Annotated in this window: 10 protein-coding genes and 4 pseudogenes; 7 read left to right on the forward strand and 7 right to left on the reverse strand. The window is 61.2% G+C overall.

The features are described 5' to 3' along the window. Nucleotides 1–53: 53 nt before the first annotated feature. Both rsgA and bcp read left to right on the forward strand, forming a co-directional pair. Nucleotides 54–970: pseudogene (gene rsgA / locus G7066_RS09305) on the forward strand (ribosome small subunit-dependent GTPase A). A gap of 34 nt (nucleotides 971–1004) precedes the next feature. Then, a pseudogene (gene bcp / locus G7066_RS09310) lies at nucleotides 1005–1480 on the forward strand (thioredoxin-dependent thiol peroxidase). A 159-nt stretch (nucleotides 1481–1639) separates the two neighbouring features. Here bcp and G7066_RS09315 read toward each other — a convergent pair. Continuing rightward, nucleotides 1640–1888, reverse strand: coding sequence for a WhiB family transcriptional regulator (locus G7066_RS09315; RefSeq protein WP_166288715.1), 249 nt, complete (start codon nucleotides 1886–1888; stop codon nucleotides 1640–1642). Nucleotides 1889–2081: 193 nt separating this feature from the next. On the opposite strand from G7066_RS09315, the gene G7066_RS09320 reads away from it, so the two are divergent. Continuing rightward, nucleotides 2082–2507 carry a hypothetical protein gene (locus G7066_RS09320; protein ID WP_166330652.1) on the forward strand — a complete coding sequence of 142 codons (426 nt, stop codon included), beginning with the start codon at nucleotides 2082–2084 and terminating at the stop codon, nucleotides 2505–2507. A gap of 28 nt (nucleotides 2508–2535) precedes the next feature. Here the strand turns inward: G7066_RS09320 and argG are convergent, their stop codons facing one another. The 3 genes and pseudogenes from argG to G7066_RS09335 all read right to left on the reverse strand — a co-directional run bounded on the left by argG (nucleotide 2536) and on the right by G7066_RS09335 (nucleotide 5927). Then, complete coding sequence (gene argG, locus G7066_RS09325) at nucleotides 2536–3957, reverse strand: argininosuccinate synthase (protein ID WP_166330654.1); 1422 nt, start codon at nucleotides 3955–3957, stop codon at nucleotides 2536–2538. 110 nt (nucleotides 3958–4067) lie between these two features. Next, nucleotides 4068–5050 (reverse strand): annotated as a pseudogene (locus G7066_RS09330) (malate dehydrogenase). Nucleotides 5051–5090: 40 nt separating this feature from the next. Beyond that, nucleotides 5091–5927 carry an aldo/keto reductase gene (locus G7066_RS09335; RefSeq protein WP_166330656.1) on the reverse strand — a complete coding sequence of 279 codons (837 nt, stop codon included), beginning with the start codon at nucleotides 5925–5927 and terminating at the stop codon, nucleotides 5091–5093. An 87-nt stretch (nucleotides 5928–6014) separates the two neighbouring features. On the opposite strand from G7066_RS09335, the gene hrpA reads away from it, so the two are divergent. Continuing rightward, nucleotides 6015–9902, forward strand: a complete 3888-nt coding sequence (hrpA, locus tag G7066_RS09340; protein WP_166330659.1) for an ATP-dependent RNA helicase HrpA — start codon at nucleotides 6015–6017, stop codon at nucleotides 9900–9902. Nucleotides 9903–9996: 94 nt separating this feature from the next. Here the strand turns inward: hrpA and G7066_RS09345 are convergent, their stop codons facing one another. Beyond that, nucleotides 9997–10980: a type IV toxin-antitoxin system AbiEi family antitoxin domain-containing protein gene (locus G7066_RS09345; protein ID WP_166330661.1), complete on the reverse strand. Its 984-nt coding sequence runs from the start codon at nucleotides 10978–10980 to the stop codon at nucleotides 9997–9999. Nucleotides 10981–11313: 333 nt separating this feature from the next. Between G7066_RS09345 and G7066_RS09350 the strand changes: the two genes are divergently transcribed. After that, complete coding sequence (locus tag G7066_RS09350; protein WP_205881417.1) at nucleotides 11314–11943, forward strand: Fic family protein; 630 nt, start codon at nucleotides 11314–11316, stop codon at nucleotides 11941–11943. 5 nt (nucleotides 11944–11948) lie between these two features. Here the strand turns inward: G7066_RS09350 and G7066_RS09355 are convergent, their stop codons facing one another. Next, nucleotides 11949–12440: a YflT domain-containing protein gene (locus tag G7066_RS09355; protein ID WP_244302882.1), complete on the reverse strand. Its 492-nt coding sequence runs from the start codon at nucleotides 12438–12440 to the stop codon at nucleotides 11949–11951. A 46-nt stretch (nucleotides 12441–12486) separates the two neighbouring features. After that, on the reverse strand, nucleotides 12487–13656 hold the full coding sequence (locus G7066_RS09360) for a YncE family protein (RefSeq protein ID WP_244302884.1): 1170 nt from the start codon (nucleotides 13654–13656) through the stop codon (nucleotides 12487–12489). Nucleotides 13657–13747: 91 nt separating this feature from the next. Between G7066_RS09360 and G7066_RS09365 the strand changes: the two are divergent. Both G7066_RS09365 and G7066_RS09370 read left to right on the forward strand, forming a co-directional pair. After that, nucleotides 13748–15030, forward strand: a pseudogene (locus G7066_RS09365) (magnesium transporter MgtE N-terminal domain-containing protein). Then, the gene (locus G7066_RS09370; protein WP_166330663.1) at nucleotides 15027–15572 is read left to right on the forward strand and encodes a DUF1003 domain-containing protein; all 546 of its coding nucleotides are present in this window, start codon (nucleotides 15027–15029) and stop codon (nucleotides 15570–15572) included. The pseudogene G7066_RS09365 and the gene G7066_RS09370 overlap by 4 nt, the downstream one beginning before the upstream one ends. The last annotated feature ends 10 nt before the right edge of the window (nucleotides 15573–15582 follow it).

A 15582-nucleotide genomic window follows, 5' to 3' on the forward strand; every position in this document is an offset into this window, starting at 1 on the left:
CGAATCGGCCGCGCACCAAGCGTCGGCCCGAGCACACGGACGCGGTTATCGGCATGGTGACGGGGGTGGATCGCGGTCGCTACAGCGCCCTCATCGCGGCTGGCGCCGATCCCGAGCAGCCCGAGGAGCGCGAGCTCACCGCCGCCCGCGCCCGCGAACTGCGCAACACCTCAATCGTCGTAGGCGACCGCGTGCAGTTGGTTGGCGACACGAGCGGTGGCGAGGGCTCGCTCTCTCGCATTGTTGGAATTGAGGATCGCCGAACACTGCTCCGCCGCAGCGCCGACGACAGCGATCGCGTCGAACGGGTGATGGTCGCAAACGCCGACCAGATGCTGATCGTGATTGCTTCGGCCGACCCCGAACCGCGAGTGCGGCTGGTGGACCGCTACCTCGTGGCGGCCTACGACGCTGGAATCCGCCCGCTGCTGTGCATCACCAAGGTTGATCTGGCCCATCCTGAACCGTTTCTAGAGCACTTTGCGGGGCTTGAGGTGCCGGTGTTTCGCTCGGCGAAGGGTGTCGAGCCACTCGCTGAAATCAGGGAGGCTCTTGCGGGCCAGACCACCGTATTTGTGGGACACTCCGGGTTGGCAAATCGACGCTCATCAACGCACTTGTGCCTGAGGCTGAGCGCGCCACCGGGCACGTCAATGAGGTCACCGGGCGCGGGAGGCACACGTCTTCATCGTCGGTTGCACTGCGGGTCAAGACCCCGAGAGCTACGGGCGGTGAGAGCGGCTGGGTGATCGACACCCCGGGTGTGCGCTCGTTCGGGCTTGGGCACGTGACCAGCGAGGGGATTCTGCGCGGCTTCACCGACCTCGCGGAGCTGATTGACGCCTGCCCGCGCGGCTGCAGCCACCAGGATGATGCACCCGACTGCGAACTCGACGCGGCGATCGCCGACGGACGTCTCGACACCATCGGAGCCCTGCGGGTTGAGTCGCTGCGCCGCCTGTTGAAGTAACCCGCGCTCAGCCACACCTCGATAGGCTTGACACATGACTGAGCGCGTACTTCTTGAGCCTGGACAGACAGCCCCGACTTCTCGCTTCCCGATCAGGACGGCACGACCCGAAAGCTCAGCGATTTTCGCGGTGAGCGCGTGATCCTGTTCTTCTACCCGGAGGCGATGACCCCGGCGTGCACGAAAGAGGCGTGTGAGTTCCAGGAATCAACCGAACCGCTTGCCACTGCGGGCTACCGAGTGCTTGGCGTCTCCCGCGACGCAGTCGAGAAGCTCCGCCGGTTCGCAGACCGAGACGGCCTCGAATACCCGCTCCTGAGCGATCCAGACACCGCCGTACACCGCGCGTACGGAGCGTTTGGCACCAAGAACAGCTACGGCCGCGTTATCGAGGGTGTCATCCGCTCGACGTTTGTCATTGACGCAGACGGCAAAATCGAACACGCTCTCTACAACATCAAGGCCACCGGTCACGTGGCACGCGTGCGCAAAATGCTCGGAGCCGAATAACTCAGCACAACGACGCCGAGAGCTCAGTTTTACAGGTTTTAGTGAATGAGAATCATGTAAAACTGAGCTCTCGACAGGGTTCGCACGACTCAACACAGAAGAAAGGGCCTCGGGATCAGCGAACTGATCCCGAGGCCCTCATTGAAGCTTGTGCGCCCCTTAGGAAGCGCGGCGTGCACGAGCTGCACGGCGCTTGAGCGCACGGCGCTCGTCTTCGCTGAGGCCGCCCCAGACGCCGGAATCCTGGCCGGTGTCCATGGCGTACTGTAGGCACATCTCAGTGACGGTGCAGCGGGCACAGACCGACTTTGCACGCTCAATCTGATCAACAGCAGGGCCAGTGTTTCCTACCGGGAAAAAGAGCTCAGGGTCTACCGTGAGACATGCAGCCTTTTCGCGCCAATCCATTTTGTTTCTCCTCATGTGCTGTTTACGCACGCGAATAGACCGGAGGCCGGATAGCCTAGATCTCGCGCCGCAATTACCTAACGTGGCTGAGAGTGCCCACCTCGGTGTGCGCGAAACTCGACGGAATATATAGTGACACGGATACAGAAGCAAATCAATAGTTAATTTGCAATTGTTCAGAAAGGCTCTTGTTATGGAACCGCAACCCACTGTTCACACACCCGCTCGCGTGGGGTGGGCGGTGCTACGAATTCTGCTCCTCATTGAACTTGTAGGCGGCGCTGTGGTGTTGTGGAACGTCGTACTCGCGTTTGTTTCCGCGAGCAACGAGCCGATCGGTTCGCGGCTAAGCCTGCTGCTCGCAGTTGTTCTTTCTTGGGTGTGGATCGGAATCACGCTGTGGGGTGCGCTTACCCGCCGAGCAAGCTGGGTGCGCGGATCCGCGCTCACTATACACATCTTGATGTTCCCAGCCGCCACTGGAGTCTTGCAGGGCATCCTTGGTGACGCTGCCCCACTCGGTTGGACACTGTTGGCGCTCGCGGTGCTCGGCTTTGTGTCAGCCGTCATCGCGCGCCCCGTTGCCACAAACCAAAACGCGGGTGAGACCCCCAGCTAAGGGCCCCACCCGCGTTTGCTCAGAAGAGTTAGTCTGTACCCGCGTCAAACGCAGCGGCCAGGCCGAGCGCGTCGCCCTCTTCATCGATCCCGCTCACGGCATCCGCGATCTGCGCGGCACCACCGGTCTCAAGCTTGCCGACCAGCTCCGCCGTAGCGCCGCCAACGAGTCCGAGCTGTGCGTACTGCTCAAGACGCTGGCGCGAGTCTGCAATGTCGAGGTTACGCATGGTGAGCTGACCAATGCGATCTTCAGGGCCAAACGCAGCCCCCACCGTGCGCTCCATCGAGAGCTTTTCGGGGTGGTAGCTGAGACTCGGACCGGTCGTGTTGAGGATCGTGTAGTCGTCGCCGCGGCGCAGGCGCAGTGTGACCTCACCGGTAATCGCGGATCCCACCCAGCGCTGCAGCGCCTCGCGCAGCATCAGGGACTCGGGATCAAGCCAGCGTCCCTCGTACATGAGGCGGCCGAGCTTGCGCCCATCGTTGTGGTAGCTCGCGAGCGTGTTCTCGTTGTGGATCGCGTTCACGAGGCGCTCGTAGGTGATGTGCAGCAGAGCCATGCCCGGTGCCTCGTAGATGCCGCGTGACTTTGCCTCGATGATGCGGTTTTCAATCTGGTCGGAGGCGCCAAGTCCGTGGCGTCCACCAATTGCGTTGGCCTCGAGCACCAACGCCACCGGATCAGCGAATTCAACACCGTTAATCGCAACAGGGCGGCCCGCTTCAAAGCGCACCGAGACCTCTTCGGTTGCTACCTCGACGTCTTCGCGCCAGGCGGCAACACCCATGATCGGCTCGACAATGTCGAGTCCCTCGTTCAAGAATTCGAGGGTCTTTGCCTCGTGCGTTGCGCCCCAGATGTTTGCATCGGTGGAGTAGGCCTTTTCAGTTGCATCGCGGTACGGGAAGCCACGCTCTTGCAGCCACTCGCTCATCTCGTGACGCCCACCGAGTTCGGTAACGAACTCTGCGTCAAGCCAAGGCTTGTAAATGCGCAGTGCCGGGTTCGCCATCAAACCATAGCGGTAGAACCGTTCGATGTCGTTTCCCTTGTAGGTGGAACCGTCACCCCAGATATCGACTCCGTCTTCCTTCATCGCACGCACGAGCAGGGTGCCGGTAACGGCCCGACCGAGTGGCGTGGTGTTGAAGTAGGTCTTGCCGCCCGAGCGGACGTTGAACGCGCCGCACTGCAGCGCCGCAAAGCCCTCTTCCACAAGCGGCAGCTTCGCGTCTACGTGGCGCGCGATTTCTGCGCCGTACTCCTTTGCACGATCCGCAACACCGTCGATATCGGGTTCGTCGTACTGCCCGATGTCTGCAGTGTAAGTGCAGGGAATCGCACCTTTTTCACGCATCCATGCAACAGCGCAGGATGTATCGAGGCCGCCGGAAAAAGCGATACCGACGCGCTCACCAACAGGGAGAGAAGAGAGGACCTTAGACATACGCTCTATCCTATGGCGTGATGAGCTCCGCGATTGCCGCAGACCTCAGATGGAAGCAGCCTGGAGAAAGACGCACCTCAAGATCGTCTGCGCGTCGGCACAAATGAGCGCTAGATCAACCCGAGCTCTCGCACCGCATCTCGCTCCGAGACGAGCTCTGCGACCGACGCGTCGATGCGCTCCCTCGAGAAGGCATCGACTTCGAGACCCGCAACGATCTCCCAGTCGCCGCCGTTCGAACGCACGGGGAACGACGAGATGAGTCCCTCGGGCACACCGTACTCGCCGTGAGACACCACGGCGGCACTCGTGCGCCGATCCCCCGTGCCCAGCACCCAGTCACGCACGTGGTCGATCGTGGCGTTGGCGGCGGAAGCCACGGAGGATCCGCCCCGCACCTCGATGATCTCGGCGCCGCGCTTCGCGACGCGGTCGATGTAGGCACCGCGTGCCCAGGCAGCATCAACGGCCTCGAACGCTGGCCGATCCTCAACCGTCGCGTGACTCAGGTCAGGGTACTGCGTTGCCGAGTGGTTACCCCAGATCGTCACACCGTCAATTGCGCTCACCGCGACACGAGCCTCCGTAGCAAGTAACCCAACCGCTCGGTTGTGGTCGAGCCGGGTCAGCGCGGTGAACCGCTCCGCTGGCACATCGGGAGCGTGCTGCTGCGCGATCAGCGCATTGGTGTTTGCGGGATTGCCCACCACAATCACACGCACGTCATCGGCCGCGTGTTCACCGATTGCGCGCCCCTGCGGCCCAAAGATTGCACCGTTTGCGGCCAGCAGATCCCCGCGCTCCATGCCCGCTGTGCGGGGCCGAGAGCCGATGAGAAGCGCAAGGTTCGCACCGTCAAACCCAACCGCGGGGTCATCGCTGATCTCAACACCGTCGAGCAGAGGGAACGCACAGTCTGTCAGTTCGAGCGCCGCCCCCTCTGCACCACGCATGCCCTGCGGAACCTCGAGCAGGCGCAGTCGTACGGGTTGATCCTCCCCAACATCGCCCCCGACGCGATCCGAAACACTGTCGCGTAGCCGATCTGGCCACCCGCTCCGGTGATCGTGACGGTAACTGGGGTGCGTGACATAATCTATTCCGTTCGGGTGGTGGTGCTCAGTGTGGGAGGGCTAGCGCCGGTTGAAAGTGCTCGGATCTGGGCCGAAGTTGTGCTGCTCATCAAGACCATCAATCGCGGTCATTTCGGTGGCCGTCAGTTCGAAGTCAAGAATGTCTGCATTCTCGATCATGCGCTCGCGGCGCGTGGTCTTCGGGAAGATGATGGTGTTGTGCTGCAGGTGCCAGCGCAGGATCACCTGTGCCGGGGTCTTGCCGTGCGCCGCAGCGGCAGAAGCAATCTCGGGACGCTCGAACAGGTCGCTCTTGCCCTGAGCGAGCGGACCCCATGCCTCAATCGAAATGCCGTGCTCACGGCAGAACTCGCGCAGCTCGCGACGCTGGTTCATGGGGTGCAATTCGATCTGATTGATCGCTGGCACAACCCCGGTCTCGTCAACCAACTGCTGCAGGTGGGGAATCTCAAAGTTCGAGACACCGATCGAGGTCGCGCGACCGCTCTCAGCGATCTCAATAAGACCCTTCCAGGCGCCGAGCGCTGTGCCGAACTCGGGTATCGGCCAGTGAATCAGGTACAGGTCGACCCGCTCGAGCCCGAGGCGATCCATGCTCGCGTTGAAGGCACCGTGGGGGTCTTCCTGGTCGGAGTTCCATAGCTTCGTCGTGATAAACAGCTCGTCGCGCGGAATCCCGCTCTTCGCGATCGCCGCGCCGACCTCGGCCTCGTTGTCGTAGATGCGCGCGGTATCAATGTGACGGTAGCCCACCTCAAGCGCGTCGGTCACGATCCGCTCGGTCTCACCGGGTTCAACCAGAAAGACTCCGAGCCCAAGCTGGGGAATCTGCTTCCCGTCATTCAGAGTGATATTCGGGATAGGCAGCGCAGTCATGTTTCCCCTTAGCGTCAGTGATAGAAAAACGGGTTTAGGTCCAGCCTCATTCTATGCCCGCGCGATTGAGAGGATAATGGTCGAGTCATGTCCGAATACACAGCGCCTCGCATCGAGTTCCCCGAAGACCTACCGGTCTCCCAAATGCGAGAGGAGATTGCCGACGCGATTCGGGATCACCAGGTCGTGATTGTCGCGGGCGAGACCGGGTCGGGTAAGACCACCCAACTGCCAAAGATCGCGCTCACCCTCGGCCGCGAGCGCATCGCGCACACGCAGCCGCGCAGGATCGCCGCCCGCACGATCGCCGAGCGCATCGCCGAAGAGCTTGGTTCTGAGATGGGTGGCTTGGTCGGCTACCAGGTTCGTTTTACGGACAAGGTTTCCGCCGACACAAAGATCCGGCTGATGACCGACGGGATCCTACTCAACGCAATCCATCGCGACCGCGATCTGAAAGCCTACGACACGATCATCATCGACGAGGCCCACGAGCGCAGTCTCAACATCGACTTTCTGCTGGGGTATCTGAAGACCTTGCTCCCCCGCAGACCCGACCTCAAGGTGATCATCACCTCTGCGACCATCGATCCCGAGTCGTTTGCGAAGCACTTCACCGATCCGAAAACTGACAACCCCGCGCCGATCATTGAGGTCTCGGGGCGCACATACCCCGTTGAGATTAGATATCGGCCGCTCGTTGAAGAGGTTGAGGTGCCGGACCCCAAGGGCAGTGCTCCCAAGATTCGCAAGATTGAGCGCGACATGTTCGACGGCATCGGTGAGGCAGTCGACGAGCTTGCGCGCGAAGACCCCGGCGACGTACTCGTGTTTCTGTCGGGAGAGGCTGAGATCCGCGATGCTGCCGACGCCTTGAATGGCCGCGTGCGTGCCAAGAGTCGCGGTGCGCGCACAGAGATCCTACCTCTCTATGGTCGTCTCAGCTCGGCAGAGCAGCACCGTGTATTCGAGCGTGGCACCCCCGGAGTCCGCCGCATAGTGCTTGCCACGAACGTCGCAGAAACCTCGCTCACGGTGCCGGGAATCCGCTACGTGATTGATGCCGGCACCGCCCGCATCTCCCGCTACAGCGCGAGAAGTAAGGTGCAGCGGCTGCCGATCGAGGCGATCTCCCAGGCGAGCGCCAACCAGCGCTCGGGCCGCTCGGGCCGCACCAGCGCGGGCATTGCGATCCGACTCTACAGCGAAGATGACTTCGCGAGCCGACCCGAATTCACCGAACCCGAGGTGCGACGCACCGGGCTCGCCTCGGTGATCCTGCAGATGCTTTCACTCGGTCTCGGTGACATTGCGAGGTTCCCGTTTCTCACGCCTCCCGATCAGCGCGGGATCGCCGACGGCCTCGGCCTGCTCGCCGAGCTCGGTGCGGTGCGGACCGTCGATAAACACCACAGCATTACCAAGATCGGGCGCGAACTCTCGCGGCTGCCGATCGAGCCGCGCTTCGCGCGCATGGTTGTTGAGGCGCGCAGGCACGAGGTTGTCGCTCAGGTGCTCGCTATTGTCGCTGGGCTGACCATTCAAGACGTGCGCGAGCGGCCCGAGGCTGTACGTGGCCGCGCCGACGAACTGCACGCGCGATTCGCCGACCCGCAGGGCGACCTGATGACCCTGCTCAATCTCTGGAACTACCTGCAGGAAAAGCAGAAAGAGCTCTCCTCAAGTGCGTTCCGGCGGCTCTGCAAGAGTGAGTTTCTGAACTTCTTGCGCGTGCGCGAGTGGATGGACCTGAACCGGCAGCTCTCGCGCATCGCTGGTGTTCACAAGGGTGACAGTACCGTCGGCGGCTCCTTCGAACTCATCCACCGGTCGGTGCTCGCCGGCTTGCTCTCGCAGCTCGGTGTACGCGATGACCGGCAGGATCGGCGCCCATCGGGTCGAGCAGGGTCGAACGCCCCCGGCGCTGCGAAACGTAAGCCCGCTCAGGAGTATCTCGGATCCCGCGGTACCCGCTTTGTGCTCTACCCAGGGTCGGTTCTTGCGAAAAAACCACCCGAGGTGGTGATGAGTGTTGAGCTCGTGGAAACGAGTCGACTCTTCGCGCGCAACAACGCGGTCGTTGATCCGGCCTGGGCCGAGGAGCTCGCGGGTCCACTCGCGAAGCGGCAGATCAGTGAACCGCACTGGGAGAAGAAGCAGGGTGCGGCCGTGGCCTACGAGCGGATCACTCTGTACGGAGTGGCGATTGTGGATCGCCGCCGCGTGCAGCTCGCCCGCACAGATCCAGCGCAGGCTCGCGAGCTGTTTATACGCCACGCGCTCGTTGAGGGCGAGTGGGAATCTCCGCAGGCCTTTGATCGCGCGAATCGGCAGCTGCGCCGCGAGCTTGAGCAGTTGGAAGAGCGCACGCGCCGCCGCGATATTGTGAGCGACGATGAGGCGATCTACGAGTTTTATGACGCCCGGATCCCGGCAGATGTTTCGTCGACCCGCAGCTTCGAGGGCTGGTGGAAGAAGACCCGGCTCACCCAGCCGAACCTGCTGACGCTGCGCCGCGAGGATTTGCTCGAGGATGAAGCCGAGGTCGTCGACGAGACCGAGTTCCCAAGGCAGTGGCGGCACGGTGATCAGTCTCTGAAACTGCGTTACCGCTTTGATCCGACCGCCGAGGACGACGGGGTGACCGTCAACGTGCCGCTACCGCTGCTTCCCCGACTCGACGGCTCCGACTTCGAGAAGCTCGTGCCGGGTCTGCGTGAAGAACTCGTTACGGCGCTCATCAAGACGCTGCCGAAGGCAATTCGAAAGCACGTGGTGCCCGCGGCGGACTGGGCGCGCAAGCTGCTCGTTGCGGTGGGGCCGCAGCTCGATGACCCTTCAGTTGATACCCCACTGACTGCACTGCTGGCAGCCGAGATTCGCCGCGCCACGAGTGTGCAGGTGACGCCCGTCGATTTCGACACGGATCGGCTGCCCTCGCACCTCACCCCGACGTTCCGCGTGATTGATGGGCGCGGTCGCACGATCGGCACCGGCAAAAACCTCGCCGAGCTGCAGACTGCGCACAAAGCGGAGGCAACGAAGGGAGTCGCGCGGGTCGCGGCCTCCGCGCTTCCGAAGAGCGACCTTGAGCAGAAGGGCGCGACGAGTTGGGTCTTCGGCGATCTGCCGCGCCACGTCGATACGGCGTTTGCGAAGGGCCGCGCGAGCGGCGCTGGCGTCGTGCGCGCCTACCCAGCCATCGTGGATCGCCGCACGAGCGTCGAACTCGCGCTCGTGACCGACGAGGCCGAGCAGGCGCGGGTATCGCGGCGCGGCATCCGGCGGCTCGTGTCGCTTAGTTCGCCATCGCCCGCAAGCTACATTCGGGATCACCTCTCAAACCAGGAGAAGCTGCTGCTCGGGGCTGGCCCCTATCGCAGTCTCGATCTCGCAATTGCAGACGTGTCACTCGCTGTTGCTGACCGCCTGATCCGCAAGCACGCCCCTGACGGGCTCGTGTGGGACGCAGACGTGTTTCAAAGCATCACTGACGACTACGCGCGATCCCTGATCGACGAGATCTACGGGGCCATTGCACTCACCGCCCGTGTGCTTGATACGGCGCGGCTCGCCCGCAAGGCGGTCGACGGTGCGAAGTCTCTGCAGGTGCTTGGGCAGGTTGCCGATGCGGCGAAGCAGATCGACGGGCTCGTGTTCGACGGCTTTGTGTCTCGCACCGGCATCGCCCAACTCGAGCGTCTCCCCGTGTACCTTGAGGCGATCCAGCTCCGCATGAAGGGCCTCACCGAGAATCCGGGTCGAGATCGCGCCTGGCAAAATGAGGTGGATCGGGTGTCTACTTTGTTCGCAGAAGCTGGCGGCACGATCCCCCTGGCTGACCCTTCGCCCGAACACCTGGTGCGCGCTAGATGGCTCATTGAGGAATTAAGGATCAGCCTTTTCGCCCAGCAGCTACGCACCGCCGAGCCGGTGTCGGCGCAGCGGGTGCAGAAGTTGTTGCGGGAGGGCTAGCCGCGAGAAGACATCGTACCGACGAGAAGACATGAATTCTGCGTCGATTTGATGTCGTCTCGTCGGTACGATGTCGTCTCACCGGGTGCTGGGCCTATTTTGGTGGGGGCGGCACCTGGTTGGCACGCAACCAATTAGCGAATGCTAACGGGGTGACTAGCTCCCGATACCCAAGCCTCAGGACTCGTTTCTTCGTTGTTCCCTCGATCCAGTTCGAGCGTCGCTTCTCTTCTAATACCACTTCGTCAGCGGTCTTGCCGTTACGAATACTCGGATCCGTGTACTTCTTTTTGCCGTCGACCTCGCAGAAAATACCCAAACCGAGCAGTTCTAGATCGACGTAATAAAAGGTTCCGTTCGGGGAAGGTACCCTCACCTGCGCGGCAACGTCATATCCAAATTCTGTGAATCTCAGACGGGCGACACTTTCAAGCGGTGAGTCGGCGGTTCCGTCGGCCAGCTGAATCACACGAGCAGCACGTCGCACGCCTCGTGTGCCTCTTACCGCTTCGAGCTGCTCAAGGAGTTTTTGCCGCCAGAGCTTCGCGATGGGCTGGGGATCTTGACCGCGTTCGAGCGGAAACCTCATTCGAATAGCCTCGTCGGCGCACGCTATTGCAAGCTCGGGTGAGTCAAAACGCGAGAGATCCAACACCGTTCGGTCGAGGTTGGTGCAGCGTATTCCGCTGACCGTCACAATTTCATTCTCGCTAAAAACGGCAGACCGTCGTTCCACATTGTGTGTACTTGACGAACCGCTTTGGTGAGACACAAGGATCTGAGGTCTCGCTTCCCTGAACCCGAACAACGGCAGTCTCAAGAGTGCCGCGGCTGAATGAGAGGAAAATGGATTGTCGACACGCCGCGTCTTTGCGACCGCGATTACATAGACAAGATGACGCTCTTCCGGTGTAAGACCACTCAGCGTTTCGGGCCTCGCATACATACCACGACTCAGACGCAGCAGAGTGCCGTTGCGAACGCGGCGCACGATCTCTCGCTCAGAGGATCCCTCGCGCAGCAGCGCCGCCCGAGACCGGACCAGGCCTCTAATCTGTTCAAAGTTTTGAAGCGCCATCTACAAACAATTTCATAGGCCCCGCTCGTACGAGGCGAACCAAGAAATCTGTGGATAAATGCTTAGCAATCCCATTCTGTGAGCGAACCTCACTCCAGACCTAGGTCAAATGAGAAGCCATCACGCCGACGAGAAGCCATCAATTCAGCGCCGATTTGATGTCATCTCGTCGGCACCATGTCATCTCACAAAGTTGACACCAGGCGTGGGCCGAGAACTGTGCGGGAATTGGATTGAGCCATGGACACTCAGGCGCAGCACTTCATCTCGGCACTGCGCGAGCAGCGCGAGATGCAACTCCCGGGCGGGCTGTACCACCTGAACTAGATCCAAATGGCGTACAACACCAACCGGATCGAAGGAAGCCAGCTTTCTGAAGACCAAAGGCGCTACATCTTCGAGACTCAAACCGTAAGTGGTGAGGGGTTGTCAGTCGATGACATCACCGAAACAACGAACCATTTTCGAGCCTTTGACGCGATGATTGATGGCTACCAGGATCGAATCACATCAGACACACTGAAGGAGTATCACCCGCTCCTAAAGTCTGGCACTTCGGACGCTGCAAAGCCCTGGTTGGCTGTCGGTGATTGGAAGACCGTCGCGAATGAGGTCGGTGGTAGCGCGACAAGCGATCCCAAAGCCGTCGACAACGACATCACCGAGCTTCTCGCGGTGACTCCCGAGCGCACGACTTTTGAAGACATTTGCAATTTCCACCACCGCTTCGAGTCCATCCACCCGTTTCAAGACGGTAACGGCAGAGTTGGCCGACTCGTCATGTTTCAACAGTGTATGCAAAACGATGTTCTGCCATTCATCGTCCTAGATGAGCAGAAAGCCTTCTACTACCGCGGGCTCCAGCAGTACGACAACGAGCCCGATTTTCTCCGCGAGACCTTTCGGAGTTTTCAAGACGCGTACTTAGCGAGGTACGCGAAGTTTGTGCCGAACAATTTCTAGCACCCTTACGCAGACGTCAAAATCTGCCTTGCCTGGTGGATCAGCTCTGGTTCTGTAATCAGGTCGTAGCGGGTCGCTACCATCTGCATGACCGACGAGAAGTCGCGGCGGTTGCGATTCATCGCGTACGACAGCACCCCGAAGAGCATGCCGAAGCCCGCACCGATCGCCAACGCCGCAATAAATACACCAAAGATCGCCGAGTTGTCAGGCTGAAAAATAAAGAGCAACAGGCCTAAGAACAAACCGAGATACGCACCAGACAGCGCACCCATCAGCGCCACGCGCCCGTAAGTGAGCCGACCGGTGACTCGCTCCACACTGCGCAGATCGTTGCCAAGAATACTGATCCGCTGCACCGGAAAGCTGGCACGCGCAAGCACGTCAACCGCGTGTTTCGCGTCTTCGTAGCGGTCGTAGGTGGAGATGATCTCACCCCTCGGTAGCTCCGGCATCTGCATCTGGCGGCGGGAGTTGCCCGGGTTCGGTGTGCTCATGTCACGATTCTTCCACAGCCCGCCTATGTTCTGGCTGCTAGACGATTCAGCGCGCGGCGAACGACACGACTACCTGCGGGTAACCAGGCATAGGGATTGAGCGCACAGAAAGGTCCGCGAGAGACACAAGCGTCAGACCGTCCCAACCCTCGTCACGCGTGTTTCCGCCACCGAGGGCGGCAAACTCAGCACCCAAGGCATTGGTCCACACGGCAACCGTCTCGTGCGGCGGGGACAGCGGCACGACCTGTTCGTCACCACTCTCAAGATTCAGTATCGAGAGATTCGGCTCCCCGTTCGCGTTACCGAAGGCACCCGTGCCAACCGTCAGCAATTTTTGCCCTGCGAGCGCAGTACCGTGCGAGTGCGAATCCGCATTACTCTTTACGGTTGTCACTTCGCCCGTGAGCGGATCAAGCCGAGCCACCACCAGCCCCTGGTAAGGCAGCAGGATCGTGCCGTCAGCGTCAACGGCCCCATAGTGCGGCTTCTCCCACGAGGCGAGCCCTCCCTCGGTACCAAAGGGTGCCACCGTGTGCTGTGTCGGTTTTAGCGTCACGGCATCAACCACGGTGACGGTAAACCCATCGTGGTCAACCGTTGCCGCCCACGATCCGTCAGGGGCTACCAGCACGTCAAACGGCCGCATACCGACAGCTACCGACCCGACAAACACACCCTTTGACGTGTCAAACACCTCAAGATTGTCTCTACCTTCACCCGTGGTCACGGCAACATAGACGCGACTCCCGTCCGGCGAAACAGCTAGCCCCAGGCCGCCAGGCCGATACTCGCCCACAGACTGAAACGGCGCAGGATGCTGGTATTGCACGAGCGCGGTCCGTTTGCCAGCGTCGAGGTCAACAACCGCCAGCCCCTCGGCGGTCGCCGCGTACGCCACCCCGCTTTCGGCGTGCACACCGAGGCCCCACGGCGCACCGCCGACCGAAATCGTACGCACCACGGCTTGGGCATCGGGCAAAGCAGGATCGATCACCGCAATATCGGACTGCTTCGCCAACGATGCGAGCAACAGCTCCGGCTTGGTGCCAGGCTGGGGCGAAGCGGAGGGGGCGGTTGTCCGTTTGGGTTCGGGATCGGCAGAGGGCTCGGATCGCGGTGCCTCAGGCGCGCAGGCGGCCAACCCGAGGACCAACCCCACAACCGATGCTCCGAGCGCTGTGCGCCGGGTGATCCCGAATCTCTTCCCGTTCATCAGACAAGTGTCCCTGATGCATTTCAACAATGCCTGTGCAGTCTCAGCCCGCCCGCGCGCGCCATCAAGCTCAGCGCGCTACCTTAGAGGTGTGAGTACTACGAGGGTCTTTGTGGGGCGCCTAGCTGGGCGCGGTGTCTTCGATCCCGCTGGCGACCGCATCGGCAAGGTACGCGATGTGTTGATCGTGTATCGTGCGTCGAGCGCGCCCCGGGTGGTTGGCCTCATTGTTGAGATCCCCGGTAAACGCCGGGTCTTTGTGCCCATCAGTCGAGTGACTTCGATCGGTTCGGGTCAGGTCATTGCAACGGGTCTTATCAATGTGCGCCGCTTCGAACAGCGCGGCGGCGAAACCCGCATGATTGCGGAGTTGGTCGGCCGCGAGGTCCGTCTCACGAGCAGCCAGACAGACGGTTCACCCGTCAAGGCCACGATTGAAGACGCCGCCATCGAACGCACTCGCAGCGGTGAGTGGCTCGTTGCTGATGTGTTTGTAAGGCTGCCAAAGCCTGCCGGCCCTTTCAGCAAGGGTGACGCTCGAATCGTGAAGTGGGCCGATATTCAGCTCCCCAGCACCAACGCCGCGGAGCAGTCTGCAGAGTTGCTGATCCAAACACTTGTTGACCTGAAACCCGCCGACCTTGCCGAGGCACTGCTTGAACTCCCCCAGCAGCGCATGTTGAAAGTGGTTGAGGAGCTTCCAGACGAGCGCGTCGCCGACGCCCTCGAAGAAATGACTGAGCCAGATCAGCTTGCGCTGCTCGCGCAGATCGCCCCCACCGCACAGCCGACGTGCTCGACCGGATGGAGCCCGATGACGCGGCTGACCTCATCGCCGCGCTGCCCGCTGCGAAGGGCGAAGAGCTACTCGAACTCATGGAGCCCGAAGAGGCCGAAGACGTGCGCCGATTACTTGAGTACGACGCCGATACCGCGGGTGGCCTCATGAGCCCTTCACCGATCGTGCTCTCAGGAGAGTCCACCGTTGCGGAAGGCCTCGCAATGATCCGCCGGGCAGAGATCCCACCCGCCATGGCTTCGGCTGTGTACGTCACGCATCCACCCTATGAAACCCCCACGGGTGAGTACCTGGGCATGGTGCATTTCCAGCGCATGCTGCGATTTCCACCGCATGAACGACTCAGTGCCCTGCTCGATGGCGAAATTGAGCCGGTCTCTGCAAGCGCAAGCGCCGCCGAGGTGTCTCGCCGTTTGGCAAGCTATGACTTAGTGGCAATGCCGATTGTTGATGACCAAGATCGTCTTGTCGGTGTGGTTACGGTCGACGACGTGCTTGACCATCTGCTGCCCGATGACTGGCGCCACGCAGACGACGAACACACGTCCACAACACACACGGGGGTCTCACAATGAACCTCTTCAAGCGAGACACCAACCTCGATGCTCCACTTGCATCTGGCACACGTGCCGCTCGCCAAACTCGCAACGACGGCAACGGACGCAACGAACGCTTCGGCCGCTGGACCGAGGGCATTGCTCGCGGTATGGGCACACCCTGGTTCTTGATGATCCTCTCGCTGTTCTGCGCGCTCTGGCTCGCATGGAACTCGTTTGGCCCAGAAGAGTGGCGCTTCGACTCGGCAGCGCTTGGCTTCACCGCGCTCACGTTGATCCTCTCACTGCAGGCCTCTTATGCTGCTCCCATGATCTTGCTCGCTCAGAACCGGCAAGACGACCGTGACCGCGTGCAGATCGAACAAGATCGCCAGCGCGCTGAACGCAACCTCGCCGATACGGAGTATCTCGCCCGAGAGGTTGTGGCTCTGCGCCTCGCGATGAAAGAACTGCCTGACCGTGAATTCGTGCGAGCTGAACTCAGAGCACTGCTTGCCGACCTTGAGATTGAGCGGGGCGATAATTCCAGTCAAGATTCCAAGGGCCATACTGATGAGTGACCAGACAAAT

It is taken from the genome of Leucobacter coleopterorum, assembly GCF_011382985.1.
Taxonomy (GTDB): Bacteria; Actinomycetota; Actinomycetes; order Actinomycetales; family Microbacteriaceae; genus Leucobacter; species Leucobacter coleopterorum.